We start from the raw sequence: 25,311 nt of genomic DNA, 5'->3' as shown, positions 1-25,311 counted from the left end.
CGATGCGGAATCTTCCGCTCCCCTCGCCCAAGGGGTCCCTGGGCGGACTGCGCGTGTGTAGCTTGGGCCGCGGTCTGAGACCCTGACCGTGTTAAGCCTGAGCAGAAAACCATTGACAGCCGGAAGGACGGTCGTGCACATCGTCATCATGGGATGCGGGCGAGTGGGAGCCGCTCTCGCGCAGACCCTGGAGCAGCAGGGGCACACGGTCGCCGTGGTCGACCAGGACCCCACGGCCTTCCGCCGCTTGGGCTCCGGGTTCGGCGGCCGCCGCGTCACCGGAGTCGGTTTCGACCAGGACACCCTGCGCGAAGCGGGGATCGAGGACGCCGGCGCGTTCGCCGCTGTCAGCAGCGGCGACAACTCCAACATCATCGCCGCGAGGGTGGCGCGCGAGATGTTCGGCATCGAGAACGTCGCGGCCCGTATCTACGACCCTCGGCGCGCCGAGGTGTACCAGCGCCTGGGCATTCCGACCGTCGCCACGGTCCGCTGGACCGCCGACCAGATGCTGCGGCGGCTGCTGCCGTCCGGCTCGGAGCCGCTGTGGCGCGACCCCAGCGGCGGGGTGCAGCTCGCCGAGGTGCACACCTCGGCCTCCTGGATAGGCCACAAGGTCAGCACCCTGCAGGAAGAGACCGGCGTGCGCGTCGCCTTCCTCACCCGGCTGGGCGAGGCGATTCTGCCGACGTCGCAGACGGTTCTGCAGGAGGGCGATCTCGTCCACGTGATGATGCGTACGGACGAGATCGAGAAGGTCGAGGCGGCCTTCGCCGAGGGCCCTGAGGAGGGCGGTCACTGATGCGCGTCGCTATTGCGGGCGCCGGCGCGGTGGGCCGTTCCATCGCGGGCGAGCTGCTGGAGAACGGGCACGAGGTCCTCCTGATCGACAAGGCGCCGACCGCCATCTCGGTGGAGCGGGTGCCGCAGGCGGAGTGGCTGCTGGCCGACGCCTGCGAGATCACCTCGCTCGACGAGGCGGCGCTTCAGCGCTGCAACGTCGTGATCGCGGCGACCGGTGACGACAAGGTCAATCTGGTCGTCTCGCTGCTGGCGAAGACCGAGTACGGGGTGCCGCGGGTGGTCGCCCGGGTCAACAACCCCAAGAACGAGTGGCTGTTCAACGAGTCCTGGGGTGTCGACGTCGCGGTCTCCACGCCGCGTCTGATGTCGGCCCTGGTCGAGGAGGCGGTGAGCGTCGGCGATCTCGTACGGCTGCTGCGCTTCAGCCATGGCGACGCCAACCTGGTCGAGCTCACGCTGCCCCCGGAGTCGGCGCTGGCCGGCACCCAGGTCAGCGATGTGGCCTGGCCCGAGGACACCTCGCTGGTCACGATCATCCGCGGCTCGCGGGTGCTGACGCCGGGCTCCGAGGAGACTCTGGAGGCGGGCGACGAGCTGCTGTTCGTGGCCGCACAGGCGCGTGAGGAGCAGCTGGAGGACCTGCTCTCGGTACGCCGGGAGGACGCTTCGAGCTGAGTCTCGCAAGCAGTACGGTCTCGCAGGCAGTACGCGGATGGGGCGCCCGGAATGATCCGGGCGCCCCATCCGCGTACGAGCGGGAAGAGCTACGGCTTGCGGTGCTTGGCCGGACCGTCGGTCAGGCGCTGGGAATCGGCGCCGTCCGCGAGGCTCTGCACCGCCTCGCCGAGCCGCTCCCCGGTGTCCCGGCGCTCCTTCTCGGCCTGCTCCTCCGCCTCCATCTCCGCGAAGACGTCGATCGGCGGCGGCGCTTTGGCCAGGAAGACCCAGGTCAGGTACACCGCGAGCAGGAACGGCGGGATCTTCAGCGCCACCAGCACCCAGCCGAGCTGAGCGGTGTCGGCCCACCAGTAGAGCGGGAAGAGGATCGCGCACTTGGCGAGCAGGATCAGGCCCCAGGCCCAGCTGGCCTTGGAGTACGCCTTTTTGCGGCCGGGGTTACGGGTCCGCCAGGAGAGGTTCTCCTTGAAGACGGGGCCGAGGATCAGGCCGATCAGCGGGACGCCCGCGATCGTCGTCGCGATGTACGCCACCGCCAGGCCGAGCGTGTAGATCATGCCCGGCAGATAGAAGTCCTTCGCATTGCCGGTCATCATCGCGAAGACGACGCCGAAAGCCACTCCGAAGACCCCGCTGAAGGCGTGCTTGAGGGTGTCCCTGCGGATCAGCCGGACCGCGACGAGCAGCAGCGAGACCGCCAGGGCCGCGATGGCCGCGATGTGGAGGTCCTTGTTGACCGTGAAGATCGTGACGAAGAGCAGCCCGGGCAGGACCGTCTCGACCATGCCGCGTACGCCGCCGAAGGCCTCGAAGAGTGCGGCCTCCGTGACGGCTTTGGCGTCACTGTCCTGCTGGTCGTTCGTCGTGGTGGTCGGCTTGTCGAAAGACGTCACCGGCTACTCCTGTCCGAGCGGTCGGAGTTCGTATTTGGGGTTGAACAGCACCCGGCGGCCGTGGCTCATGGAGATCCGGCCCGAGGCGATGAGCTTCCGGCCCGGCTCTATGCCCACGATGGAACGGCGGCCGAGCCAGACGACGTCCAGCGGGGCCGTGCCGTCGAAGAGCTCCGCCTCCAGCGCGGGCACTCCGGCCCGCGGACGCAGGGTGACCGTGCGCAAGGTACCAGTCACCCGTACTATCTGGCGGTCGTTGCATTCGGCGATGCGGGTGCACCCCGATGCCTGCGCGTCCTCCTGCAGCTCCTCCGACTCGAGCTCCTCCTGGGAGGTGGACAGCCGGTCGAGCATGCGGCGGAAGCGGCCGGCGGGCTTCGCCGGCCTCTCGGCCTTCTCGGAACGGGGTACGGCACTCATACAGAAAGCCTACCGGCCACGAACAGCGCCGGATCAACGCTCGAAGCGGTATCCCATGCCCGGCTCGGTGACGAAATGCCTGGGGTGCGAGGGATCGGCCTCGAGCTTGCGGCGCAGCTGGGCCATATAGACCCGCAGATAGTTGGTCTCCGTGCCGTAGGAGGGGCCCCAGACCTCCTGGAGCAGCTGCTTCTGGCTTACCAGCCGGCCCGTGTTGCGTACGAGAACTTCCAGCAGATGCCACTCGGTCGGGGTCAACCGGACATCACGGCCGTCCCGCTGGACCTTCTTCGCGGCGAGATCGACGGTGAAGCCCTCCGTCTCTACCATCACGAGATCGTCGTCCCCGCCGCCGACCGGCTCGGCCCGCCGGACCGCGGCACGCAGCCGGGCCAGCAGCTCGTCCATGCCGAAGGGCTTGGTGACATAGTCGTCGGCGCCGGCGTCCAGCGCCTCGACCTTCTCGTCGGAGGTGTGACGGGCGGAGAGCACCAGGATCGGGACGCGCGTCCAGCCACGCAGACCCTTGATCACCTCGACGCCGTCCATGTCGGGCAGACCGAGGTCGAGGACGACGACGTCGGGGTGACGGGCCGCGGCAAGCTGAAGCGCGGTCGCCCCGTCGGAGGCCGCGTCCACCTCGTACTTGCGCGCCTTCAGATTGATCACGAGGGCACGTACGATCTGCGGCTCGTCGTCGACCACGAGCACCCGGGTCATTTTCGCCGGCCTGCCTTTCCGCACTGTTGTCCTTGCGCTGCCGTCTGGGTCCGTACTGCCGTCTGCGTCTGTACTGCTGCCTGCGTCTGTACTGCCGTCGGCGTCCGTACTGCCACCCGTCTCCGCGCTGCCGTCCCGGTCATGAGGTCACCTGGGCGGGAAGGTCGGAGGCGACCGGAACGACCCCCGGCGCCGCCCTGAGGGTGAGGACCATGGTCATGCCACCGCCGGGGGTGTCCTCGGCGGTGAGCGTGCCGCCCATGGCCTCGACGAAGCCGCGGGCGACCGCGAGACCGAGGCCCACTCCGGCACCGCGTGGAGCGTCACCGTAACGCTGGAACGGCTCGAAAATCCGGTCCTTCTCGTCATCGGGGACGCCGGGGCCGCGGTCCGCGACCCGCACCTCGACGCGGTCGCCGAGCGCGCTCGCCGCGACGGTGACCGGCGTGGCGTCGGGGCTGTACTTGACGGCGTTCTCGACGATGTTGGCGACCGACCGCTCCAGCAGTCCCCGGTCGACGGACACCATCGGCAGCGTCTCCGGGATGTCCAGCTCGACGCTCTCCACGGGCACTCCGACGAGCGCCATCGGAACGACCTCGTCGAGGTCGGTCACCCGGATCAGCGGAGCGACGGTGCCGGTCTGCAGCCGGGACATGTCGAGGAGGTTGCCGACGAGATGGTCGAGGCGGTCGGCGCCGTCCTCGATGGCTTCGAGCAGTTCGGCCTCGTCCTCCTCGGACCAGGCCACGTCGTCGGCCCTGAGCGAGGAGACGGCGGCCTTGATGGCGGCCAGCGGGGTCCGCAGATCATGGCTGACGGCGGCGAGCAGCGCCGTACGGATGCGGTTGCCCTCGGCCAGCCGACGGGCCTCCTCCGCCTGTCCGACCAGCCGCTGCCGGTCCAGTACGACTGCGGCCTGGGCCGCGAAGGCGGCCAGCACCCGGCGGTCCTCGGCTGGCAGTACGCGGCCGGAGAGGGCCAGTGCCATGTGGTCGCCGACCGGCATGTCCACATCCGCGTCCTCGGGACGTACGACGGAACTGGGGCCGACGCTGCCCGCGCAGGTCCAGGGCGCGACGTCACTCTCCCGCTCGAGCAGCGCCACCGACTCCATGGCGAAGGTCTCGCGGACCCGCTCCAACAGGGCGTCCAGCGTGGTCTCGCCGCGCAGCACACTGCCGGCAAGGAAGGAGAGGATCTCCGACTCGGCGCGCAGCCTGGCGGCCTGGTGGGTGCGGCGGGCGGCCAGATCCACCACGGACGCGACCGCGACGGCCACCGCGAAGAAGATCACTATGGCGACGATGTTCTTCGGGTCGCTGATCGTCAGAGTGTGGGTGGGCGGGGTGAAGTAGTAGTTCAGCAGCAGTGAGCCGACGGCGGCCGAGGCCAGCGCCGGCAGCAGTCCGCCGAGCAGCGCCGACACCACGGTCAGGAAGAGGAAGAGCAGAACGTCGTTGGCGAGTCCCGGACTGTCGTCGAGGCCGGTCAGTATCAGTGAGAGCAGGACGGGACCGGCGACTCCGACGAGCCAGCCGGCGATGATGCGGGAGCGGCCCAGGCGTGCGCCGCGGGCCACCGGCAGTCCGCGGCCCTTGCCGGCCTCGTCGTGAGTGACGATGTGGACGTCGAGGTCGGGGCCGGATTCGCGGGCGACGGTCGCGCCGACGCCGGGGCCGAAGATGTACTGCCAGGCCTTGCGGCGGCTGGAGCCGAGGACGATCTGAGTGGCATTGACCCCACGCGCGAACTCCATCAGCGAGGACGGGACGTCGTCGCCGATGACGTGGTGGAAGGTGCCGCCGAGATCTTCGACCAGGGTCCTCTGGGCGGCCAGCTCCTTGGGCGAGGCGGAGGTCAGACCGTCGCTGCGGGCGATGTAGACGGCGAGGATCTCGCCGCCGGAGCCCTTGGCGGCCATCCGGGACGCGCGGCGGATGAGGGTGCGCCCCTCGGGCCCGCCCGTGAGGCCGACCACGATGCGCTCGCGGGCCTGCCAGGTGGAGCGTATGTCGTGCTCACCGCGGTACTGCTGGAGGTATTCGTCGACCCGGTCGGCGACCCAGAGCAGGGCGAGCTCACGCAGGGCGGTGAGGTTTCCGGGGCGGAAGTAGTTCGAGAGGGCCGCGTCGACCTTGTCGGACGTGTAGATGTTGCCGTGGGCCATGCGGCGGCGCAGCGCCTGTGGGGACATGTCGACGAGCTCGATCTGGTCCGCGCGGCGGACGACCTCGTCGGGGACGGTCTCCCGCTGGCGTACGCCGGTGATCGACTCGACGACGTCGCCGAGGGACTCGAGGTGCTGGATGTTGACAGTGGAGATGACATCGATACCGGCCGCGATCAGTACCTCGATGTCCTGCCAGCGCTTGGCGTTGCGGGAGCCGGGCACGTTGGTGTGGGCCAATTCGTCGACGAGGGCGACGGTGGGATGCCGTTCGAGGACGGCGTCGACGTCCATCTCGGTGAAGACGGTGCCGCGGTACTCGATCTCGCGGCGCCGGATCTGCTCCAGGCCGTGCAGCATCACTTCGGTGCGGGAGCGTCCGTGGTGCTCCACGAAGGCGACGACGCAGTCGGTGCCACGCTCCACACGTCGGTGCGCCTCCGACAGCATCGAGTACGTCTTGCCGACGCCCGGTGCAGCCCCGAGATATATCCGTAGCTTGCCGCGTCCCATGGCCTCATTGTCTTTCAGGAACAGCTGTGTACGCTGCGTCGACCCTACGGCCGGAGATCCGGTCGCATCGGGCCGGGGACGGGCCTCAGCCGCGTATTGACGCGATTCTGACGCCCACCCCCGGCGTTTCGGGGGCACGGTCCGCCGGATGGAGCGGGCCGCAGCCGTGTGCCCGCGGATCAGCCCTTCGCGGCGAGCTCCTTCAGTGCGATGTTGAGTGTGAGGACGTTGACGCGCGGCTCGCCGATGAAGCCGAGGGTGCGGCCGTCGGTGTGGTCCTGGACGAGCTTGTCCACCTGGGCCACGGAGAGGTGGTTCTTCTCGGCGACCCGGTGCACCTGGAGCTTTGCGTACTCGGGTGAGATCTGCGGGTCCAGGCCGGAGCCCGAGGAGGTGACGGCGTCGGCCGGCACGTCCGAGGGCTTGACCTTGTAGCCACCCACCGAGTTGTCCTTGACGACGGCGGCCTTGGCGTCGGTGACCCACTTGATGAGTTCCGGGTTGTCGCCGGAGCGGTTGGTCGCGCCGGAGAGGATGAGCCTGTACTGGGTGTTGACGCTGTTGACGCCGAGACCGTTGGAGGGGCGGGGCTGGAACCACTTCAGGTCGGGCGCGGGGGTCTTCTGGCCCTTCTTCGGCGGCAGGTTGTAGGTCTGCCCGATGAGCTCGGAGCCGACGACCTTGCCGTCCGCCCTGATCTCGGAGCCGTTGGCCTTGTCGTGGAAGAGGGCTTGGGCCACCCCGGTGATGGCGAGCGGGTAGATGACGCCGCAGACGACGGTCAGGACGAGCAGGGCACGCAGCCCGGCCCAGATCAACCGTGCTGTGTTTCCTACAGAGTTGTTCATGGTCGTCACCCGATGCCAGGGATGAGGGAGATGAGCAGGTCGATGATCTTGATGCCGATGAAGGGCGCTATCAGGCCGCCGAGGCCGTAGATCCCCAGGTTGCGCCGGAGCATCCTGTCCGCGCTGGTCGGCCTGTACCGCACGCCCTTCAGGGCGAGTGGCACCAGCGCGATGATGATCAGCGCGTTGAAGATGACGGCCGACAGGATCGCCGACTCCGGGGAGGACAGGTTCATGATGTTGAGCTTGTCCAGGCCCGGGTAGACCACCGCGAACATCGCCGGGATGATCGCGAAGTACTTCGCGACGTCGTTGGCGATCGAGAACGTGGTGAGCGCGCCCCGGGTGATGAGGAGCTGCTTTCCGATCTCGACGATCTCGATCAGCTTGGTCGGGTTGGAGTCCAGGTCCACCATGTTCCCGGCCTCCTTGGCGGCCGAGGTACCGGTGTTCATGGCGACCCCGACGTCCGCCTGGGCCAGCGCCGGGGCGTCATTGGTGCCGTCACCGGTCATCGCGACAAGCTTGCCGCCGGCCTGCTCCCGCTTGATCAGCGCCATCTTGTCCTCGGGGGTGGCCTCGGCGAGGAAGTCGTCGACACCGGCCTCCTCGGCGATCGCCTTCGCGGTCAGCGGGTTGTCGCCCGTGATCATGACCGTTTTGATGCCCATACGGCGCAGCTCGTCGAACCGCTCCCGCATGCCTTCCTTGACGACGTCCTTGAGGTGGATGACGCCCAGTACCCGGGCGCCCTTGTCGTCCTCGACGGCGACCAGCAGCGGCGTACCGCCCGCTTGCGAGATCTTGTTGGCGGTGACGTCGGCGTCCTCGGCCACCTGGCCACCGTGCTCGGTGACCCAGGTGATGACCGAGCCGGCCGCGCCCTTGCGGACCTTTCGGCCCGTTCCGTTCTCGATGAGGTCGACGCCGGACATACGGGTCCGGGCGGTGAACGCGACCCACTCGGCGCCGCTCAGCTCGCCCTGGTGTCGCTCGCGCAGGCTGTACTTCTCCTTCGCCAGCACGACGATGGAGCGGCCCTCGGGGGTCTCGTCGGCGAGCGAGGAGAGCTGGGCGGCGTCCGCCAGCTCTGCCTCGGTGACTCCCTCGACCGGGACGAACTCGGCGGCCTGCCGGTTGCCGAGGGTGATCGTGCCGGTCTTGTCGAGCAGCAGCGTGGAGACGTCGCCGGCGGCCTCGACCGCACGGCCGGACATCGCGAGCACATTGCGCTGCACCAGGCGGTCCATGCCGGCGATGCCGATCGCGGAGAGCAAGGCGCCGATCGTGGTCGGGATCAGGCAGACCAGCAGGGCGGTCAGCACGATCATGGTCTGCTCGGCGTGGGCGTACTTGGCGAACGGCTGCAGCGTGACGACGGCGAGCAGGAAGACGATCGTGAGGGACGCGAGCAGGATGTTCAGCGCGATCTCGTTGGGCGTCTTCTGCCGGGCGGCGCCCTCGACCAGGGCGATCATCCGGTCGATGAACGTCTCGCCCGGCTTCGTCGTGATCTTGATGACGATCCGGTCGGAGAGCACCTTGGTGCCGCCGGTGACCGCGGACCGGTCGCCGCCCGACTCGCGGATGACCGGGGCCGATTCACCGGTGATGGCCGACTCGTCCACCGACGCCACACCTTCGACGACGTCACCGTCGCCGGGAATGGTGTCGCCGGCCTCGCAGACCACCAGATCGCCGATACGAAGCTCGGTGCCGGGCACCCGCTCCTCGGTCCTGCCGGCGAGCCGCCGCGCGACGGTGTCGGTCTTCGCCTTGCGCAGGGTGTCTGCCTGGGCCTTGCCGCGGCCCTCGGCCACCGCCTCCGCCAGATTGGCGAAGATCGTGGTCAGCCAGAGCCAGGCGGCGATCGCCCAGCCGAACCAGTCGGTCGGGTCCTTGATCGCGAAGATCGTGGTCAGCACGGAGCCGACCAGGACCACGAACATCACCGGGGACTTCACCATCACCCGCGGGTCGAGCTTCCTGATCGCGTCCGGGAAGGACTTGATCAGCTGCTTGGGGTCGAACAACCCCGCGCCGACCCGACCGGCGTCCGTCTTGTGGCCCGTGGGCACGTCCGAGTGCGGTGCGGGCGTGGGCGTGGGCGTTGCAGTGGACATGGAGTCGTCTTGCTTCTTTACGTCGATGGTCATGACGCCAGCCCTTCGGCGAGCGGGCCCAGCGCCAGGGCCGGGAAGTAGGTCAGACCGGTGATGATCAGGATCGTGCCGACCAGCAGACCGGTGAAGAGCGGCTTCTCGGTACGCAGCGTGCCCGCGGTGGCCGGGACAGGCTTCTGCTCGGCGAGCGAGCCGGCCAGCGCCAGCACGAACACCATCGGCAGGAAGCGGCCGAGCAGCATCGCGAGACCGATGGTGGTGTTGAACCACTGCGTGTCCGCGTTCAGGCCGGCAAACGCGCTGCCGTTGTTGTTGGCGCCCGAGGTGTACGCGTAGAGGATCTCGGAGAAGCCGTGCGCACCCGAGTTGGTCATCGAGTGCACCGGGGTGGGCAGGGCCATGTCGGCGGCGGTGAAGCAGAGCACCAGCGCCGGCGTGATGAGGATGTAGCAGGCCGCCAGCTTGATCTCGCGGGTGCCGATCTTCTTGCCGAGATACTCGGGCGTACGCCCCACCATCAGGCCCGCGATGAACACCGCGATGATCGCGAGGATCAGCATGCCGTAGAGGCCGGAACCGGTACCACCAGGCGCGATCTCGCCGAGCTGCATGCCCAGCAGCGTGATGCCGCCGCCGAAGCCGGTGAACGAGGAGTGGAAGCTGTTCACCGCTCCCGTCGAGGTGAGCGTCGTGGCCACCGCGAAGATCGAGGAACCCTCGACTCCGAACCGGGTCTCCTTGCCCTCCATCGCACCACCGGCGATGTCGAACGCCGGGCCGCCGTGGTGGAACTCGGTCCACATCATCAGCGCCGTGAACCCGATCCAGATCGTCGCCATCGTCGCGAGGATCGCGTAACCCTGCTTGAGGCTGCCGACCATGCGGCCGAAGGTGCGGGTCAGCGCGAAGGGGATCAACAGGAGCAGGAAGATCTCGAAGAGGTTCGAGATCCCGTTGGGGTTCTCGAAGGGGTGGGCCGAGTTGGCGTTGAAGTAACCGCCGCCGTTCGTGCCCACCTCCTTGACCGCCTCCTGCGAGGCCACCGCGCCGCCGTTCCACTGCTGCGAGCCGCCCATGAACTGGCCGACCTCGTGGATCCCTGCGAAGTTCTGGATCGCGCCGCACGCGACCAGCACGATCGCGCCGATCACGGAGATGGGGATCAGGATCCGGACGGTGCCGTGCACCAGGTCCGCCCAGAAGTTGCCCAGCTCACCGGTGCGGGAGCGGGCGAAACCGCGTACCAGGGCCACCGCGACGGCGATACCGACGGCGGCGGAGACGAAGTTCTGTACCGCCAGGCCGCCGGTCTGCACGACGTGACCCATGGCCTGCTCGCCGTAGTACGACTGCCAGTTGGTGTTCGACACGAACGACGCGGCGGTATTGAACGCCTGATCAGGGTCGATCGAGGAGAAGCCGAGCGAGCCGGGCAGGCTGCCCTGCAGCCGCTGCAGCAGATAGAGGAACAGGACGCTCACTGCCGAGAAGGCGAGGACACCGCGCAGATAGGCGGGCCAGCGCATCTCGGCCGAGGGGTTGGCGCCGATGGCCTTGTAGATCCACTTCTCCACCCGCAGATGCTTCGTGGAGGAGTAGACACCGGCCATGTAGTCGCCGAGCGGACGGTATGCGAGAGCGAGCGCGGCGATCAGCGCGAGCATCTGGAGCACACCGGCGAGGAGGGGGCTCATAGCTGTACTCAGAACCTCTCCGGGTACACAAGGGCGAGGACGAGGTAACCCAGCAGGGCGACGGCCACGACCAGCCCGACAATGTTCTCGGCAGTCACAGCTTCGCCACCCCCCTGGCGATGAACGCCACCAGCGCGAAAACCGCGATCGTCGTGACGACGAAGGCCACGTCGGCCATCGTGTGCTCCTAGATGAGGTACGGATTCTCGGACCTCTCGAGGAAACCTCCTCCTGACCTCTTTTCCGCCACCGTTGACGGCTCCCTTACGGCCATGGGCGTCTCCTTGACGACTCTCATACGGAATCCGCGCCGGCCCGGCGTGACCTGCAAAAAGACCGGTGGGCCGTACTCCCTTCAGGGGAGTACGGCCCACCGGCCGGGTCGATTTCAGGTCGAGGAGTCAGCGCACCTCGGTGATCTCAGGTCCGCGCTGCAACTGGCCCATGCCTCCGGAGAAGCGCGAGCCTTCCTGCTCCTCCTGCTGGACGCCCTCGGGCACCATCTGGGCGTCTTCCGGCAGCTTGAGGACGATCGGGTCGCGCGGCGCCATCGGCCCCTCGCCACGTACGACGACGGTGTCCCGGAAGATCGTCTCCAGGAGTCCGGCGGCCTCCGGCTGCACCGCGCCCTGTCCGGAGATCACTCCGCGCAGGAACCACCGCGGCCCGTCGACGCCGATGAATCGCACCAGCTGCACGCCGCCGGTGCCGTCCGGAAGCTGTACGGGCACCTGGGCCCGCAGCTCCCAGCCCAGCGGACCCTCGACCTCGTCGATGATGCCGCCCTGCTGGGTGATGCCGGAAGCGATCTCCTCGCGGACCTCGCTCCAGATGCCTTCCTTCTTGGGCGCTGCGAAGGCCTGCAGCTGTACGGCGCTGTCGCGCAGTACGACGGTGGCGGCGACGATCGCGTCACCCGCGACCTCGACGCGCAGCTCCATGCCGTCGACTCCGGGCACGAAAAGTCCGCCCAGGTCGACCCGGCCCTCGCCGGGCTTGGATACCTCGGAGACGTCCCAGGGGCCGTCGGGCCGGGGCGCCGGCGGAAGGTTCACCCGGCGGGGCGAGCCTTCCTCATCGGCGTACTCCGTGTCGCGCTCGTCGACGACCTGCTCGGCCTCGCCCGCTGCGTCCGCCGCGTCCTCGGCGGAACCACTCTTCTTGCGACGTCCGAACACGTCACTGTCCTTCCCGGTCGGATACGACCGAAGCGTATCGATTCCCACCCGTTGAGCCGTCCACAGCGGCATGACCGCCGGTGGACCCGAAGCCCCCCTCGGCCCGCGCCGAGCCGGGAAGCTCCGCCACCTCGTGGAAGCGCACCTTCTCGACCTGCTGGACGACCAGTTGGGCAATCCGGTCGAACCGATCGAACCGCACACTCTCGCGCGGGTCGAGATTGACCACGATCACCTTGATCTCCCCACGGTACCCGGCATCCACCGTCCCCGGGGCATTCACGAGGGCTACTCCGCAGCGGGCCGCGAGACCGGAGCGGGGGTGCACGAAGGCGGCGTAACCGTCGGGGAGGGCGATGGACACTCCGGTGGGCAGCACAGCCCGCTCGCCCGGCGCGAGTTCGGCAGCCTCGCAGGTGACCAGATCGGCTCCGGCGTCGCCTGCGTGCGCGTACGCCGGCAGCGGCACCTCCGGGTCGACCCGGCGGATGAGGACATCGACAGGGTTACGCATCAGGGGTTCACCTCGAAGGCGCGGGTGCGCCTGATCCGGTCGGGGTCGGCCATGGCTGCCTGGATCTCCTCCGGGCGGCCGTTGTCGATGAAGTGGTCGACCTTGACCTCGATGAAAAGGGCTTCGGCACGGACGGCGACGGGCCCGCCGGGGCCGCCGATCCGGCCCACGGCGGTGGAGTAGATCTTGCGGCCGGCGACCGCGGTCACCTCGGCCTCCAGATGCAGCACGGTGTCCACGGGCACGGGCCGTACGAAATCGGTCTCGAGCCGGCCGGTCACCGCGATCACCCGCAGCAGCCAGTTCAGCGAGCCGAGGGTCTCGTCCAGGGCCGTGGCGAGGACGCCGCCGTGCGCGAGGCCGGGCGCGCCCTGGTGGGCCGGCCTGACGGTGAATTCGGCGGTGATGCGGACACCTTCCCCGGCCCGTGCCTGGAGGTGCAGCCCGTGGGGCTGGCCCTCGCCGCAGCCGAAGCAGTGCTCGTAGTGCGAGCCGAGAAGCTCACCCGGGGCCGGGGCGTCGGGGTGCCGAACCGGCGGTATGGCGTCGGCCGGAGGGGTCAGAGCCGCGGCGCGGGCCGAGGAACCGGGGGCCGCCCCCCGGGATTTCGCAGTACTCACAGGCGCTGACCTTACCCGCGCGGGTACCCGCAGGTCGCACCGTGCCAAGCTTGGTTTCATGCAGCCTTCCGCCCCGCACTACGAAGAACGTCTCACCGCGCCCCGTTCGTGGTGGCTCATCGCTGCCCTCGTGGGTGTCGCGGGCGGCCTCATCCTGCTGCCGTTCGGTCCGCCGGCGCTGCTCGGGGGCCTGATCGCCGCCACCGCGGTCGCGGCGGTCGTGGTGAGTTCGTACGGCTCGGCCCGTATCCGGGTAGTGGCCGGCTCACTGGTCGCGGGCGACGCGCGGATCCCGCTGTCCGCGCTCGGCAAGGCCGAGGTGCTGGACGCGGAGGAAGCGCGCGCCTGGCGCTCGTACAAAGCCGATACACGGGCGTTCATGCTGCTGCGCAGCTATGTGCCGACGGCCCTGCGGGTCGAGGTCACGGACCCGGCCGACCCGACGCCGTACCTCTATCTCTCAACCCGCGACCCGAAGGCGCTGGCTGCCGCTCTCGCGGCCGTACGCACGGCCTGACGGGGACTTGGGTCAGCGCCCGAGCTCTCTGGGGATGTACACCGTCTCCAGGGGGTCCTTGGGCTGCTCCAGCGGCGGTAGCGCGGTCAGCGCGTCCCAGGGGACCTGTCGGCTTCTCAAGTCCTTACGGATCCGCTTCGCGAGCTTTCTGGTGTCCCGGCGGTTCATCACCGCGCCGACGGCCGCGCCGACCAGGAACGGCATGAGATTCGGCAGATTGCGGACCGTGCGCTTCATGATCTGCTGCCGCAGCTCGCGTTTGAGCTGGCCGCCGAGTGCGGCGTCGATCGTCGCCGGTTTGGTCACCTGGATCCCGCGCTCCTGAGACCAGGAGGTCAGATACGCGGTACTGCGCTCCTTGAGGGAGCCGTGCGGCCGTATCCCGTAGACCTCGTGGAGCTCGGCGATGAGCTTGAGCTCGATCGCGGCGACACTGACGATCTCCGTGGCCAGCTCGGCCGGCATCGCCGGCGGTACGGGCAGCATCGCGGCCGCGCCGATGCCCGCACCCACTGTGGAAGTGGCATTCGCCGCGCCCGCGACCAGCTTGTCCGCCAGCTGCTCGGGAGCGAGGCCGGGGAACTGCTTGCGCAGCGTGGCGAGATCGCGCACCGGAACGCGTGGTGCGTTCTCGATGAGCCGGTCGGCGACGTATGCGAGCGCCGCTTTGGCGTTCGCGCCGCTCTTCCGCACGCCGTTCCTGACCGCGGCCAGGCGTGGGGCCCTGGTCGGGGGCCCCGCCTGATCCTCGGTTCCGAGCCCTTCGAGCGAGGCCCTCGGGCCCCGCCCGTCGTCGTCTCCTGCACCGTGGGGCAGGAGCGCGGCCGAGTGCTCGGCAGACGCCGTGGCGCCTTCTGCCGGACCCGTACCGCCCTGGAGCGCCTCCGACGGCTTCTGACGCCGGAAGCGCCGCTTCCTGGACGGTGTTTCGCCTGCCACGGCCGGCCGGACCTCAGTCGCAGTCGCGGCAGATCGGCTGACCGTTCTTCTCGCGCGCCAGCTGGCTCCGGTGGTGCACGAGGAAGCAGCTCATGCAGGTGAACTCATCGGCCTGCCGGGGCAGCACGCGGACGGACAGTTCCTCGTTGGAAAGGTCCGCTCCGGGCAGCTCCAGGCCTTCAGCCTGCTCGAACTCGTCAACGTCGACGGCCGAGGTCGTCTTGTCGTTCCGGCGGGCCTTCAGTTCCTCAAGGCTGTCCGAGTCGACGTCGTCATCGGTCTTGCGTGGGGTGTCGTAGTCCGTTGCCATGTGTGCCTCTCCCCCTCTGGGTGTCTTCGGTGTCTCAGCGCACGTAACGCGCGAGAGGCCGGACTTGTGCCCGACCTGAGGCGGAGATTTTGCCTCACATCAAGGTCTGTTACTCAATCGACACCCAACCGGATCCCTCAAGAGTGCTGGGGTTGGGTGGCGATCGGGACCGTACACGGTCCGAATGTCGCACTGCACGGGCGCCACCCCGTGTACTTCCCGTGATCTCACCCCCCGGAAACCCGGACTTTTCCCGGCTTTCCGGCAAGAGTCTTGATCACGGAGAGTAGATGGCCTGAAATTCGCCTCTGTGATCGATCGCACACCGACCCCTCGGGCACGGGTCCCGAAAATTCAGCGTAAAGCGAACGGACTGAGAGAAACGATTCGCGTCGATCAGCATCTCAGACCGGGAGGGTGACACGCATCACGAGACCACCGCCCTCACGAGGCTCCGCGATGATACGGCCTCCGTGGGCCCGGGCGACCGAGCGGGCGATCGAGAGCCCCAGTCCGACACCCTTGTCGCTGCCGGTCCGCTCCTGCCGCAGCCGCCGGAAGGGCTCGAAGAGATTGTCGATCTCGTAGGCGGGAACGACCGGTCCCGTGTTCGATACCACCAGGACCGCCTCGCCCTGCCGGACCTCGGTGGCGACATCCACCCACCCGCCTTCCGGGATGTTGTACCGCACGCCGTTCTGCACCAGGTTCAGGGCGATCCGCTCCAGCAGGACGCCATTGCCCTGCACGACGGCGAGCGCGCGCTCACCGCGGATCTCCACGCCGTTCGCCTCGGCCTCGGCCCGGGTCTGGTCGACGGCACGCGTGGCGACCTCGGCGAGGTCCACCGGTTTCCGCTCGACGATCTGGTTGTCGCTGCGCGCCAGCAGCAGCAGGCCTTCGACCAGCTGCTCGCTGCGTTCATTGGTGGTCAGGAGCGTCTTGCCGAGCTGCTGGAGCTCCGCGGGCACCCCGGGATCGGAGAGATGGACCTCCAGCAGCGTGCGGTTGATCGCCAGCGGCGTACGCAGCTCGTGCGAGGCGTTCGCCACGAACCGCTGCTGAGCGGTGAAGGCCCGCTCCAGACGGTCCAGCATCTCGTCGAAGGTGTCCGCGAGCTCCTTGAGCTCGTCGTCGGGGCCGTCCAGCTCGATCCGCCGGGAGAGATCGGAGCCGGCCACCTGACGGGCGGTGCGGGTGATCTTTCCGAGCGGCGAGAGGACACGTCCCGCCATCGCGTAACCGAAGGCGAACGCGATGATGCTGAGGCCGAGCAGTGCGAAGAGCGAGCGGCGCAGGAGATCGTCCAGGGCGTGCTGGCGCTGCACGGACATGCATGTCTTGAGCGCCGCGTTGAGCTGTTCGTTGTTGATCGCGCCGTTGAGCTCCGGGCAGGTGGGGCTGTCGAGGTTCACGTTCACACCCGTGACCTTCAGGACCAGCTCACTGCCCTGGTGGATGGCCTGCGCCGCGAGCAGATAGATGATCGAGAGCAGCAGGATGCCCGCGATCAGGAACATGCCGCCGTACAGCAGGGTCAGCCGTATACGGATCGTCGGACGCAGCCAGGGGCGTACGGGATCGCGCGGATCCCACGTCGGCTTCGGAGGCGCCTGCGGTGGCGCCGGGGCAGTGGCCATGGGTCAGATCCGGTAGCCGGAGCCGGGAACGGTGACGATCACTGGTGGCTCGCTGAGCTTGCGGCGCAGAGTCATCACCGTCACGCGGACAACATTGGTGAACGGGTCGGTGTTCTCGTCCCACGCCTTCTCGAGGAGCTGCTCGGCCGACACGACCGCGCCCTCGCTGCGCATCAGCACCTCCAGCACCGCGAACTCCTTGGGCGCGAGCTGGATCTCCTTGCCGTCGCGGAAGACCTCGCGGCGGTTGGGGTCCAGCTTGATGCCGGCGCGCTCGAGGACGGGCGGCAGCGGCACGGTCGTACGGCGGCCGAGCGCACGGACCCGGGCGGTGAGCTCGCTGAAGGCGAAGGGCTTGGGAAGGTAGTCGTCCGCGCCCAGCTCAAGCCCTTCGACGCGGTCGCTGACGTCTCCGGAGGCGGTCAGCATCAGCACCCGGGTGGGCATGCCCAGCTCGACGATCTTGCGGCAGACATCGTCGCCGTGGACCAGAGGAAGGTCACGGTCCAGCACGACCACGTCGTAGTCATTGACCCCGATACGTTCCAGAGCGGAAGCGCCGTCGTACACGACGTCGACCGCCATGGCCTCCCGGCGCAGTCCGGTGGCCACCGCATCGGCGAGCAGCTGCTCGTCCTCGACGACGAGTACGCGCACGTCGCTGTCCTTCCTCTGTGCCCGTCAAGCGTGATCAGGGCAGGTGTGTGAGCACTGACTGTGCGCCTCCATCCTGCCCGTTACGCGCGTAAACCGGCTGTAAGGCGGATCGCGCGGATCACCGGCCCCGGGAATTCACCGGATTCCCCGGCCAGTTGAGGTTTCTCTGAGGGAAGGCTGGGGGAGGACGACTGCACACCCAGAGATCACGCCCTGTTTGTGGCATATCACGACCTGTTTCCGGGTTGATCCACCCACCGTCGGCACACCCCCGTGCCACCGACCCACGACGAGGGGGCACCATGGACGCATTCACCACAGGATTGCTGCAGCGCATAAAGGCCGCCGAGACCGACCTCACGCTGGCCCGTGAGACGGGCGACGACTTCCTCGCGGATGTCGAGCAGGCAGAGCTGGACGACCTGCGCCGCCTGGCGGCAGAGCACGGCGTGGAGGTCAGCGCCGCCTGACGCAAGCCGTATACCTCCGATACGAGTGGGCCCCGACGCCGCAGGACGGTGTCGGGGCCCACTTGTGCGCGGTGCCGGGCCGATCTAGTCGTGCCAGGCGCCGAACTCCTCCAGCAGGGACTGCAGCGGCTCGAATACGCCAGGGCTCGCCGCGACCGCCAGATCGCCGTTCGCCGTATCGCCCGGTCGGCCACCGGTCAGCGCCCCCGCCTCGCGCGCGATCAGGTCGCCCGCCGACAGGTCCCAGGGGCTGAGGCCGCGCTCGTAGTAGCCGTCGAGGCGGCCGGCGGCGACGTCACAGAGGTCGACTGCCGCGGAGCCGCTGCGGCGGATGTCGCGCAGTCGCGGAATGAGCTGCCGGGCGACGTCCGCCTGGTGGGTGCGTACGGTCGCGACGTAGTTGAAGCCGGTGGAGACCAGGGCCTGGTCCAGCGGAGGCGCGGGACGGCAGCGCAGGGGCCTGTCGTTGGCGTACGCGCCGCCGCCGAGCACCGCGCGGTAGGTCTCACGGCGCATCGGGGCCTCGACGACACCGACGACCGTCTCGCCCTCTCGCTCGACACCGATGGAGACCGCCCAGGTCGGCAGACCGTAGAGGTAGTTGACCGTGCCGTCGAGCGGGTCGATGACCCAGCGCACACCGCTGGTGCCGGTGGTGGAGGCACCTTCCTCGCCGAGGATCCCGTCTTCCGGGCGGCGAGCTGCCAGGAACCCCGTGATCAGCTTCTCCGCCGCGATGTCCATCTCGGTGACGATGTCGATGGGGCTGGACTTGACCGCGGCGACGCCCAGGTCGGCGGGGCGTCCGTCGCGCAGCAGCTCCCCGGCCCGGCGGGCGGCCTCAAGAGCCAGGTCGAGAAGTTCGGACAGGAGGGGGTCGGTCACAGGTGTTCCTTACGCGTAGGGGCTGTCGGCACCGGCGGCCGCGGGCTTCGGCGCCCGGGCCGGACAGCAGCCGACCGGACAGAGGTCGTGGGAGGGGCCGAGGCTTCCCACCGCGCACCGTTCGGCGCGCACGCCCCGTTCGGTCGCCGCACGCTCCAGGACCAGGTCCCGTACGGCCGCGGCGAACCGCGGGTCGGCGCCCACCGTCGACGCCCGCCGCACGGGCAGACCCAGCTCGGCGGCCTTGGCGGTGGCCTCCGTATCGAGGTCGTAGAGGACCTCCATATGGTCCGAGACGAAGCCGATGGGCACCATCACCACGGCAGGCGCGCCCGCGGCATGCAGCTCCTCCAGGTGCTCGCAGATGTCCGGCTCCAGCCACGGGATGTGCGGGGCACCACTGCGGGACTGATAGACGAGCTCCCAGGGGTGCTCGACACCCGTCTCCTCGCGCACGGCGTCCGCGATCAGCCGGGCCACGTCCAGGTGCTGTCGTACGTACGCACCGCCCTCGCCGTGCTCCTCAGCCGTGCCCGACGCGTCGGCGGCGGACATCGGGATGGAGTGGGTGGTGAAGGCCAGCCGGGCGCCTGCCCGCACCTCGTCGGGGAGGTCCGCGAGGGACTCCAGGACGCCTTCCATCATGGGCCGTACAAAACCGGGGTGGTTGAAGTAGTGCCGCAGCTTGTCCACGCGCGGCAGCTCGAGGCCTTCCGCCTCCAGCGTGGCCAGCGCGTCCGCGAGGTTCTCGCGGTACTGCCGGCAGCCCGAGTACGAGGCGTACGCACTGGTGGCGAGGACGGCGATGCGCCGGTGGCCCTGCACGACCATCTCGCGCAGGGTGTCGGTCAGATACGGCGCCCAGTTCCGGTTGCCCCAGTGCACAGGCAGGTCCAGGCCGTGCTCGGCGAAGTCCTTGCGCAGGGCGTCCAGCAGAGCGCGGTTCTGTTCGTTGATGGGGCTGACCCCGCCGAACAGGAAGTAGTGCTGACCCACCTCCTTGAGCCGTTCCTTGGGGATGCCGCGGCCGCGCGTCACGTTCTCCAGGAACGGGACGACGTCGTCCGGGCCTTCGGGGCCTCCGAAGGAGAGGAGCAGCAGGGCGTCGTAAGGGGCTGGATCGCGCTGATCGGACATGGGACCGATCCTGCCACCCGCCGCTGACCGCGGAAAAACCGCCGTGCGCCGGACTGCCATCCGGACGTAATCTGTGAACGCCACTCATACGCCTTACCGGAGCGCCCCTTGCCCAGTCCGTACCGCGCCATCTTCGCCGCCCCCGGCAGCAAGGGGTTCTCCGCCGCCGGCTTCTTCGGTCGTATGCCGCTGTCGATGATGGCCATCGGGATTGTGACGATGGTTTCGCAGCTCACTGGGCGTTACGGGCTTGCGGGCGCGCTCTCCGCGACCCTGGCGATGTCGGCCGCAGCGGTCGGTCCGCAGATCTCCCGGCTCGTCGACCGGCACGGTCAGGCGCGCGTGCTGCGCCCCGCCACGCTCGTCTCGGTGGCGGCGGTCACCGGTCTGCTGATCTGCGCCCACCAAGAGGCCCCGGACTGGACGCTGTTCGTCTTCGCCGCGGCCGCCGGCTGTGTGCCGAGCGTGGGCTCGATGATCCGGGCCCGCTGGGCCGAGATCTACCGGGGGCTGCCGCGTGCGCTGCACACCGCGTACTCGTGGGAGTCGATCGTCGACGAGATCTGCTTCATCGTCGGACCGATCATCTCCATCGGGCTCTCCACCGCCTGGTTCCCCGAGGCGGGCCCGCTGCTCGCAGCCGCGTTCCTGCTCGTCGGCGTCTTCTGGCTGACCGCTCAGCGCGCCACCGAGCCTGTGCCGCATCCGCGCGACCACCACACCGGCGGCTCCGCCCTCCGCTCCCCCGGACTGCAGGTCCTGGTGGCCACCTTCGTCGCCACCGGCGCGATCTTCGGCGCGGTCGACGTCGTCACGGTCGCCTTCGCCGAGGAGCAGGGCCACAAAGCCGCGGCGAGCCTGGTCCTCGCGGTGTACGCGCTCGGGTCCTGCCTCGCCGGCGCTGTGTTCGGACTGCTGCACCTCCAGGGCCCGGCCTCCCGAAGGTGGCTGGTGGGAGTGTGTGCGATGGCCGTGAGTATGATCCCCCTCCAACTGGCCGGGAACCTTCCCTTCCTGGCCGTGGCGCTCTTTGTCGCGGGCCTGTCCATCGCACCCACGATGGTGACCACGATGGCCCTCGTCGAAGCGCACGTACCGCGCACCAAGCTGACCGAGGGCATGACCTGGACCAGTACCGGGCTCGCGGTCGGAGTGGCGCTCGGCTCGTCGGCCGCAGGCTGGACGGTCGACGCGTCCGGGGCGGGCGCGGGTTACGTGGTGCCCGCCGTGGCGGGAGCAATCGCGGCCGTGGTGGCGTTCCTGGGGTACCGCCGGCTGGCCAAGCCGGTGCCGACGCGGGAGGGGCAGCGTGAGCGGGATTACGAGGACGGGGCGCAGCACGTGGCGTAACTGGGCGGGGAATGTCACCGCCCGTCCGGTACGGGAGGTCTCGCCCGCCTCCACCCGGGAGCTCGCCGACGCCGTCCGTCAGGCGGCCGAGGACGGGTTGAGGGTGAAGGCCGTCGGAACGGGCCACTCCTTCACCGCCGCTGCCGCCACCGACGGGGTGCTGATACGGCCGGATCTGCTGACCGGGATCCGGGAGATCGACCGCACGGCGATGACCGTGACCGTCGAGGCCGGCACTCCGCTCAAGCGGCTGAACGCGGCCCTCGCCCGCGAGGGCCTGTCGCTCACGAATATGGGCGACATCATGGATCAGACGGTCGCGGGCGCGACCTCGACCGGCACGCACGGCACAGGCCGCGAATCGGCCTCGATCGCGGCGCAGATCAAGGCACTTGAGCTGGTCACGGCGGACGGCTCGCTGCTGACCTGCTCCGAGAAGGAGAATCCGGAGATCTTCGCGGCGGCCCGGATCGGGCTCGGCGCACTCGGCGTCATCGCCGCGATCACCTTCGCCGTGGAGCCGGTCTTCCTGCTGACGGCTCGTGAGGAACCGATGGCCTTCGACAGGGTCACGGCCGAATTCGACGCGCTCTTCGCGGAGAACGAGCACTTCGAGTTCTACTGGTTCCCGCACACTGGCAACTGCAATACCAAGCGCAACAACCGCAGCGCGGGTCCCGCCGCTCCGCCCGGACAGATCAGCGGCTGGATCGAGGACGAGCTGCTCTCCAACGGCGTGTTCCAGCTTGCCTGTTCGCTCGGCCGGGCCGTGCCCGTGACGATTCCGGCAATCGCCAAGATATCCAGCCGCGCTCTCTCCGCCCGTACGTACACGGACATCCCGTACAAGGTTTTCACCTCTCCGCGCCGGGTGCGGTTCGTGGAGATGGAGTACGCGCTTCCGCGTGAGGCGGCGGTCGGGGCGCTGCGCGAGGTCAAGGCGATGATCGAGCGCTCACCGCTGCGTGTGAGCTTCCCGGTTGAGGTGCGTACGGCCCCGGCGGACGACATCGCGCTCTCCACGGCGTCGGGCCGGGAGACCGCGTACATCGCCGTGCACCTCTACAAGGGCACGCCGTACCAGTCGTACTTCACGGCGGTGGAGAGGATCATGACCTCGCACGGCGGCCGGCCGCACTGGGGCAAGGTGCACACGCGGGACGCGGAGTACTTCGCCGGGGTGTATCCGCGGTTCGGTGAGTTCACGGCACTGCGGGACCGGCTGGATCCGGAACGCCTGTTCGGCAACGACTATCTCCGCCGGGTGCTGGGCGACTGACGACCGTTCACTGTCCGGTCGTCGTACCGGCTCCGGCGTGGGCCGAGGGACCGGGGTCGTGCCGACGGAGCCGGACGGCGTCGGGGCGGGTGTCGCCGTCGGGTCGTCGCCGCTGGACTTCGAAGGGTCGGGCGTGGGGACTGCGGATGTGCCGCCATCGCCCTGCCCGGAGCCGGGATCCGCGGACCGGCCGTTGCCGGTACGGGTGTTGGGGGTCGGGTCGTTGTCCTGGCTCCGGCCCCGGCCGGATTCCTGCCGGCACCGCCGCCGCGATCGCCGCCGGCGCACTGCCCGCGACCTGCGGGAGGCTCAGATCCAGCCGCTTTCCGCTCTTTTCCTTTCTTCGTTCAGTTCCTTCTGCTTTGTCGCGCTGACACGCTTCTGATCCATCTTTCGACCCATGCTCGCCCATCTGACCCGCCGTGCACCCAGTAGGGACATTTGAGCGAAGCGAATAGTTCCCTTTGGGCAGATTCTGTGAATCAGAACACCTGGTCACGCATGCCCCGGAGGCCCAACCCCCCGCACCCCTGGAGAAGTTCGGCGGCGCGGCGGTCCACCCCCGTGGCCCGAATGGAGTACTGTGGCGAGCCCTGGGCCCGGCCTCCCTCTCGGGTGGTGGGACCCCAGGTAGGGGGCCGAAAGCGGCGCTCGATCCGGCGGCGCCGCGGCACCGCACGGGTACCCGATGCGGAGAGTGACAGGCCAGTCACTCAGAGTCGCAAACAGGTAACCGTGCCATAACGGCGTTCCAGGGCCTGTGCCCGACACGCCGGGCAACTCGGCAAGGTTGTGGCAGGCTGCACCCGGGCAGGCCACACTCGACTAGCGGAAGCAGCGACGCACGTGACGTCGGCAGGCACCACCCGGGAGGTCCCCATGCCCGAACTGCGTGTCGTGGCCGTCTCCAACGACGGCACACGACTGGTGCTCAAGGCTGCGGACAGCACGGAATACACGCTTCCGATCGATGAGCGGCTGCGCGCTGCCGTACGCAATGACCGCGCCCGCCTCGGCCAGATCGAGATCGAGGTGGAGAGCCATCTCCGCCCCCGCGACATCCAGGCCCGTATACGTGCCGGTGCCTCCGCGGAAGAGGTCGCCCAGTTCGCCGGAATTCCTGTCGACCGGGTGCGCCGCTTCGAGGGGCCTGTGCTCGCGGAGCGCGCTTTCATGGCGGAGCGGGCCCGCAAGACGCCCGTACGCCGTCCCGGCGAGAACACCGGGCCTCAGCTCGGCGAGGCGGTGCAGGAGCGGCTGACGCTGCGCGGCGCCGAGAAGGACACCGTGCTGTGGGACTCCTGGCGCCGCGACGACGGCACCTGGGAGGTCCTGCTGGTCTACCGGGTGGCGGGCGAGCCGCACTCGGCGAGCTGGACGTACGACCCGCCGCGGCGGCTCGTCCAGGCCGTCGACGACGAGGCGCGTGCGCTGATCGGCGAGACCGACGACACGATCGCGGCGACGCAGGAGCCGAGCTTTCCGTTCGTACCGCGCATCGCACGGCTGCCGCGCGACAGGCCGCTGGACCGGGCCCTCGACCGGCAGTTGGAGCGGCCGACCGCGCCGTCGGCCGAACCGGAGGAGAGCGGCGGGGAGCGGGACTCCCTGACGAGTCTGCTGGAGGCGGTGCCGAGTTTCCGCGGCGACATGGTCGTCCCCGAGCGCCCGGCACCACCGGAGCCGACGGACACCGAGCCGGTCCAGGAGCCCGAGGCGGAGGAGCCGGTGGCCCCTGCGGCCTCGGCGGGTGCGGGGTCGGCGTACGCCGATGTGCTGATGCCGCGTTCGGTGGCCGGTCACCGCGACCGTCTGACGGGCACCACGGACCGCCAGGCTGAGGCGGACGGCGTCCGCCCCGGCCGCCGCGCGGCGGTCCCGAGCTGGGACGAGATCGTCTTCGGCACCCGGCGCAAGAAGCAGGACTAGCGGGCACACGTCCCATTGCCCGGAGGCTCCGGTTACCCAGAGGGTCCGGCACGGTATCCCGTGCCGGACCCTTCCTTGCGCGCGCTCAGGGGTCTCTTCCGCCCACCCGCCCCCGAAGCAGGTGTACGGCGTGCCCCCGGCCCGGTCTCACTCCTCCCGCCGGGACCGTCAGGCCGGTTGTGGGCCCTTCGCCACCGGGCGGTGGGGGTCGTTGGACCACTCCGACCAGGAGCCTGCGTACAGGGCCGGCTCGAAGCCCGCGATCTCCAGGGCCAGGGCCTCATGTGCGGCGGAAACGCCCGAGCCGCAGTAGACGCCGACCGGATCCCCCTGCGCGGAGGCTCCCAGTGCGGAGAAGCGGGCAGCAAGAGCCTCGGGCGGAAGGAAGCGACCGTCCGCGGCCACGTTCTCGGCTGTCGGGGCCGAGACCGCGCCCGGGATGTGACCGCCGATGCGGTCGATCGGCTCCACATCGCCGCGATAGCGCTCCGCCGCGCGCGCGTCGAGCAGCAGGCCGGAGCGGGCGAGTGCCGCGGCGGCGTCCGCGTCCAGCAGCGGGAGCGCCCCCGGCTTCGGGGCGAACGTGCCCTCCTCGGGAGAGGGGATCCCGGTCTCCAACGGCCCGGTCCAGGCGGCGAGGCCGCCGTCCAGGACCCGCACATCCTCGTGGCCCGTCCAGCGCAGCAGCCACCAGGCACGGGCCGCCGCCCAGCCCTGGCCGCCGTCGTACGCCACCACCGGCGCACCGGGCGATACTCCGGCGCGGCGCATCACCGCGCCGAAGGCATCCGGCTCGGGCAGCGGATGGCGGCCTCCCGCACCCGGCGGACCGGCCAGTTCCGCATCCAGGTCGACGAAGACCGCTCCGGGGATGTGCCCGGCCTCGAACGCGGGCCGCCCGTGCGGTCCGCCGAGCTGCCAGCGGACGTCCAGAAGAACCGGACGGCGGGATCCGGTCAGCTCGCTCGCGAGTTCCGTGGCGGAGATGGTGGGGTTCATGAGAGCCATCCTCGCGCAGTGACC

At 69.4% G+C, this 25,311-nt stretch carries 25 protein-coding genes; 7 read left to right on the top strand and 18 right to left on the bottom strand.

The genetic code is table 11. The features are described 5' to 3' along the window. The first annotated feature begins 133 nt into the window (after positions 1–133). Positions 134–802: a potassium channel family protein gene (locus ACWDZ6_RS14265; protein WP_451503051.1), complete on the top strand. Its 669-nt coding sequence runs from the start codon at positions 134–136 to the stop codon at positions 800–802. Then, entirely contained in the window at positions 802–1,479 is a 678-nt protein-coding gene (locus tag ACWDZ6_RS14260) for a potassium channel family protein (protein WP_326653121.1), read from the top strand. The genes ACWDZ6_RS14265 and ACWDZ6_RS14260 overlap by 1 nt, the downstream gene beginning before the upstream one ends. Positions 1,480–1,568: 89 nt before the next feature. Here the strand turns inward: ACWDZ6_RS14260 and ACWDZ6_RS14255 are convergent, their stop codons facing one another. The 11 genes from ACWDZ6_RS14255 to ACWDZ6_RS14205 all read right to left on the bottom strand — a co-directional run bounded on the left by ACWDZ6_RS14255 (position 1,569) and on the right by ACWDZ6_RS14205 (position 13,175). Beyond that, the gene (locus ACWDZ6_RS14255; RefSeq protein WP_451503050.1) at positions 1,569–2,375 is read right to left on the bottom strand and encodes a DUF3159 domain-containing protein; all 807 of its coding nucleotides are present in this window, start codon (positions 2,373–2,375) and stop codon (positions 1,569–1,571) included. Positions 2,376–2,378: 3 nt separating this feature from the next. Further along, positions 2,379–2,795, bottom strand: a complete 417-nt coding sequence (locus tag ACWDZ6_RS14250) for an OB-fold nucleic acid binding domain-containing protein (RefSeq protein WP_366730319.1) — start codon at positions 2,793–2,795, stop codon at positions 2,379–2,381. 33 nt (positions 2,796–2,828) lie between these two features. Further along, a complete protein-coding gene (locus tag ACWDZ6_RS14245; protein WP_451503049.1) occupies positions 2,829–3,515 on the bottom strand; it encodes a response regulator in 687 nt (228 codons plus the stop codon). Positions 3,516–3,654: 139 nt separating this feature from the next. Next, on the bottom strand, positions 3,655–6,198 hold the full coding sequence (locus ACWDZ6_RS14240; RefSeq protein WP_451503048.1) for an ATP-binding protein: 2,544 nt from the start codon (positions 6,196–6,198) through the stop codon (positions 3,655–3,657). A gap of 179 nt (positions 6,199–6,377) precedes the next feature. Next, positions 6,378–7,046 carry a potassium-transporting ATPase subunit C gene (locus tag ACWDZ6_RS14235; RefSeq protein ID WP_451503047.1) on the bottom strand — a complete coding sequence of 223 codons (669 nt, stop codon included), beginning with the start codon at positions 7,044–7,046 and terminating at the stop codon, positions 6,378–6,380. A gap of 5 nt (positions 7,047–7,051) precedes the next feature. Beyond that, positions 7,052–9,202, bottom strand: coding sequence for a potassium-transporting ATPase subunit KdpB (gene kdpB / locus ACWDZ6_RS14230; protein WP_451503046.1), 2,151 nt, complete (start codon positions 9,200–9,202; stop codon positions 7,052–7,054). After that, the gene (gene kdpA, locus ACWDZ6_RS14225) at positions 9,199–10,863 is read right to left on the bottom strand and encodes a potassium-transporting ATPase subunit KdpA (RefSeq protein WP_451503045.1); all 1,665 of its coding nucleotides are present in this window, start codon (positions 10,861–10,863) and stop codon (positions 9,199–9,201) included. Before kdpA ends, kdpB begins: the two co-directional genes overlap by 4 nt. An 8-nt stretch (positions 10,864–10,871) precedes the next feature. After that, complete coding sequence (kdpF, locus tag ACWDZ6_RS14220) at positions 10,872–10,961, bottom strand: K(+)-transporting ATPase subunit F (RefSeq protein WP_175264873.1); 90 nt, start codon at positions 10,959–10,961, stop codon at positions 10,872–10,874. Positions 10,962–11,264: 303 nt separating this feature from the next. After that, positions 11,265–12,041: a DUF3710 domain-containing protein gene (locus ACWDZ6_RS14215; RefSeq protein ID WP_366730312.1), complete on the bottom strand. Its 777-nt coding sequence runs from the start codon at positions 12,039–12,041 to the stop codon at positions 11,265–11,267. A gap of 1 nt (position 12,042) precedes the next feature. Then, the gene (gene dut / locus ACWDZ6_RS14210) at positions 12,043–12,555 is read right to left on the bottom strand and encodes a dUTP diphosphatase (RefSeq protein ID WP_366730311.1); all 513 of its coding nucleotides are present in this window, start codon (positions 12,553–12,555) and stop codon (positions 12,043–12,045) included. Next, positions 12,555–13,175, bottom strand: coding sequence for a PaaI family thioesterase (locus ACWDZ6_RS14205; protein ID WP_366730310.1), 621 nt, complete (start codon positions 13,173–13,175; stop codon positions 12,555–12,557). The genes dut and ACWDZ6_RS14205 overlap by 1 nt, the downstream gene beginning before the upstream one ends. A gap of 58 nt (positions 13,176–13,233) precedes the next feature. Here ACWDZ6_RS14205 and ACWDZ6_RS14200 point away from each other — a divergent pair, with 58 nt between their 5' ends. Continuing rightward, complete coding sequence (locus ACWDZ6_RS14200) at positions 13,234–13,692, top strand: DUF3093 domain-containing protein (RefSeq protein WP_451503044.1); 459 nt, start codon at positions 13,234–13,236, stop codon at positions 13,690–13,692. A 12-nt stretch (positions 13,693–13,704) separates the two neighbouring features. On the opposite strand, the gene ACWDZ6_RS14195 is transcribed toward ACWDZ6_RS14200, so the two are convergent. The 4 genes from ACWDZ6_RS14195 to ACWDZ6_RS14180 form a co-directional block, all read right to left on the bottom strand. Further along, the gene (locus tag ACWDZ6_RS14195) at positions 13,705–14,631 is read right to left on the bottom strand and encodes a hypothetical protein (protein ID WP_451503043.1); all 927 of its coding nucleotides are present in this window, start codon (positions 14,629–14,631) and stop codon (positions 13,705–13,707) included. 13 nt (positions 14,632–14,644) lie between these two features. After that, positions 14,645–14,941, bottom strand: a complete 297-nt coding sequence (locus ACWDZ6_RS14190; protein WP_108153055.1) for a DUF4193 domain-containing protein — start codon at positions 14,939–14,941, stop codon at positions 14,645–14,647. Positions 14,942–15,345: 404 nt separating this feature from the next. After that, positions 15,346–16,581 carry a sensor histidine kinase gene (locus tag ACWDZ6_RS14185; RefSeq protein WP_451503042.1) on the bottom strand — a complete coding sequence of 412 codons (1,236 nt, stop codon included), beginning with the start codon at positions 16,579–16,581 and terminating at the stop codon, positions 15,346–15,348. Between the two features lie 3 nt (positions 16,582–16,584). Next, positions 16,585–17,238, bottom strand: a complete 654-nt coding sequence (locus tag ACWDZ6_RS14180) for a response regulator transcription factor (protein WP_451503041.1) — start codon at positions 17,236–17,238, stop codon at positions 16,585–16,587. A 302-nt stretch (positions 17,239–17,540) separates the two neighbouring features. Between ACWDZ6_RS14180 and ACWDZ6_RS14175 the strand changes: the two genes are divergently transcribed. Next, positions 17,541–17,708, top strand: coding sequence for a hypothetical protein (locus ACWDZ6_RS14175; RefSeq protein ID WP_326653102.1), 168 nt, complete (start codon positions 17,541–17,543; stop codon positions 17,706–17,708). 84 nt (positions 17,709–17,792) lie between these two features. Here ACWDZ6_RS14175 and ACWDZ6_RS14170 read toward each other — a convergent pair whose 3' ends face one another. Further along, a complete protein-coding gene (locus tag ACWDZ6_RS14170; RefSeq protein WP_451503040.1) occupies positions 17,793–18,593 on the bottom strand; it encodes an inositol monophosphatase family protein in 801 nt (266 codons plus the stop codon). Positions 18,594–18,602: 9 nt separating this feature from the next. Beyond that, a complete protein-coding gene (locus ACWDZ6_RS14165; RefSeq protein ID WP_451503039.1) occupies positions 18,603–19,730 on the bottom strand; it encodes a ferrochelatase in 1,128 nt (375 codons plus the stop codon). A gap of 108 nt (positions 19,731–19,838) precedes the next feature. On the opposite strand from ACWDZ6_RS14165, the gene ACWDZ6_RS14160 reads away from it, so the two are divergent. The 3 genes from ACWDZ6_RS14160 to sepH all read left to right on the top strand — a co-directional run bounded on the left by ACWDZ6_RS14160 (position 19,839) and on the right by sepH (position 24,288). Beyond that, a complete protein-coding gene (locus ACWDZ6_RS14160; RefSeq protein WP_366730305.1) occupies positions 19,839–21,080 on the top strand; it encodes an MFS transporter in 1,242 nt (413 codons plus the stop codon). Then, a complete protein-coding gene (locus ACWDZ6_RS14155) occupies positions 21,040–22,359 on the top strand; it encodes a D-arabinono-1,4-lactone oxidase (protein ID WP_451503038.1) in 1,320 nt (439 codons plus the stop codon). The genes ACWDZ6_RS14160 and ACWDZ6_RS14155 overlap by 41 nt, the downstream gene beginning before the upstream one ends. A gap of 879 nt (positions 22,360–23,238) precedes the next feature. Beyond that, positions 23,239–24,288, top strand: coding sequence for a septation protein SepH (gene sepH / locus ACWDZ6_RS14150; protein WP_451503037.1), 1,050 nt, complete (start codon positions 23,239–23,241; stop codon positions 24,286–24,288). A gap of 168 nt (positions 24,289–24,456) precedes the next feature. On the opposite strand, the gene ACWDZ6_RS14145 is transcribed toward sepH, so the two are convergent. Further along, a complete protein-coding gene (locus ACWDZ6_RS14145; RefSeq protein ID WP_366730302.1) occupies positions 24,457–25,287 on the bottom strand; it encodes a sulfurtransferase in 831 nt (276 codons plus the stop codon). Between the last annotated feature and the right edge of the window lie 24 nt (positions 25,288–25,311).

Source organism: Streptomyces sp. NPDC002926, from assembly GCF_053591755.1.
This window is presented reverse-complemented; position numbering and strand designations above follow the sequence as displayed.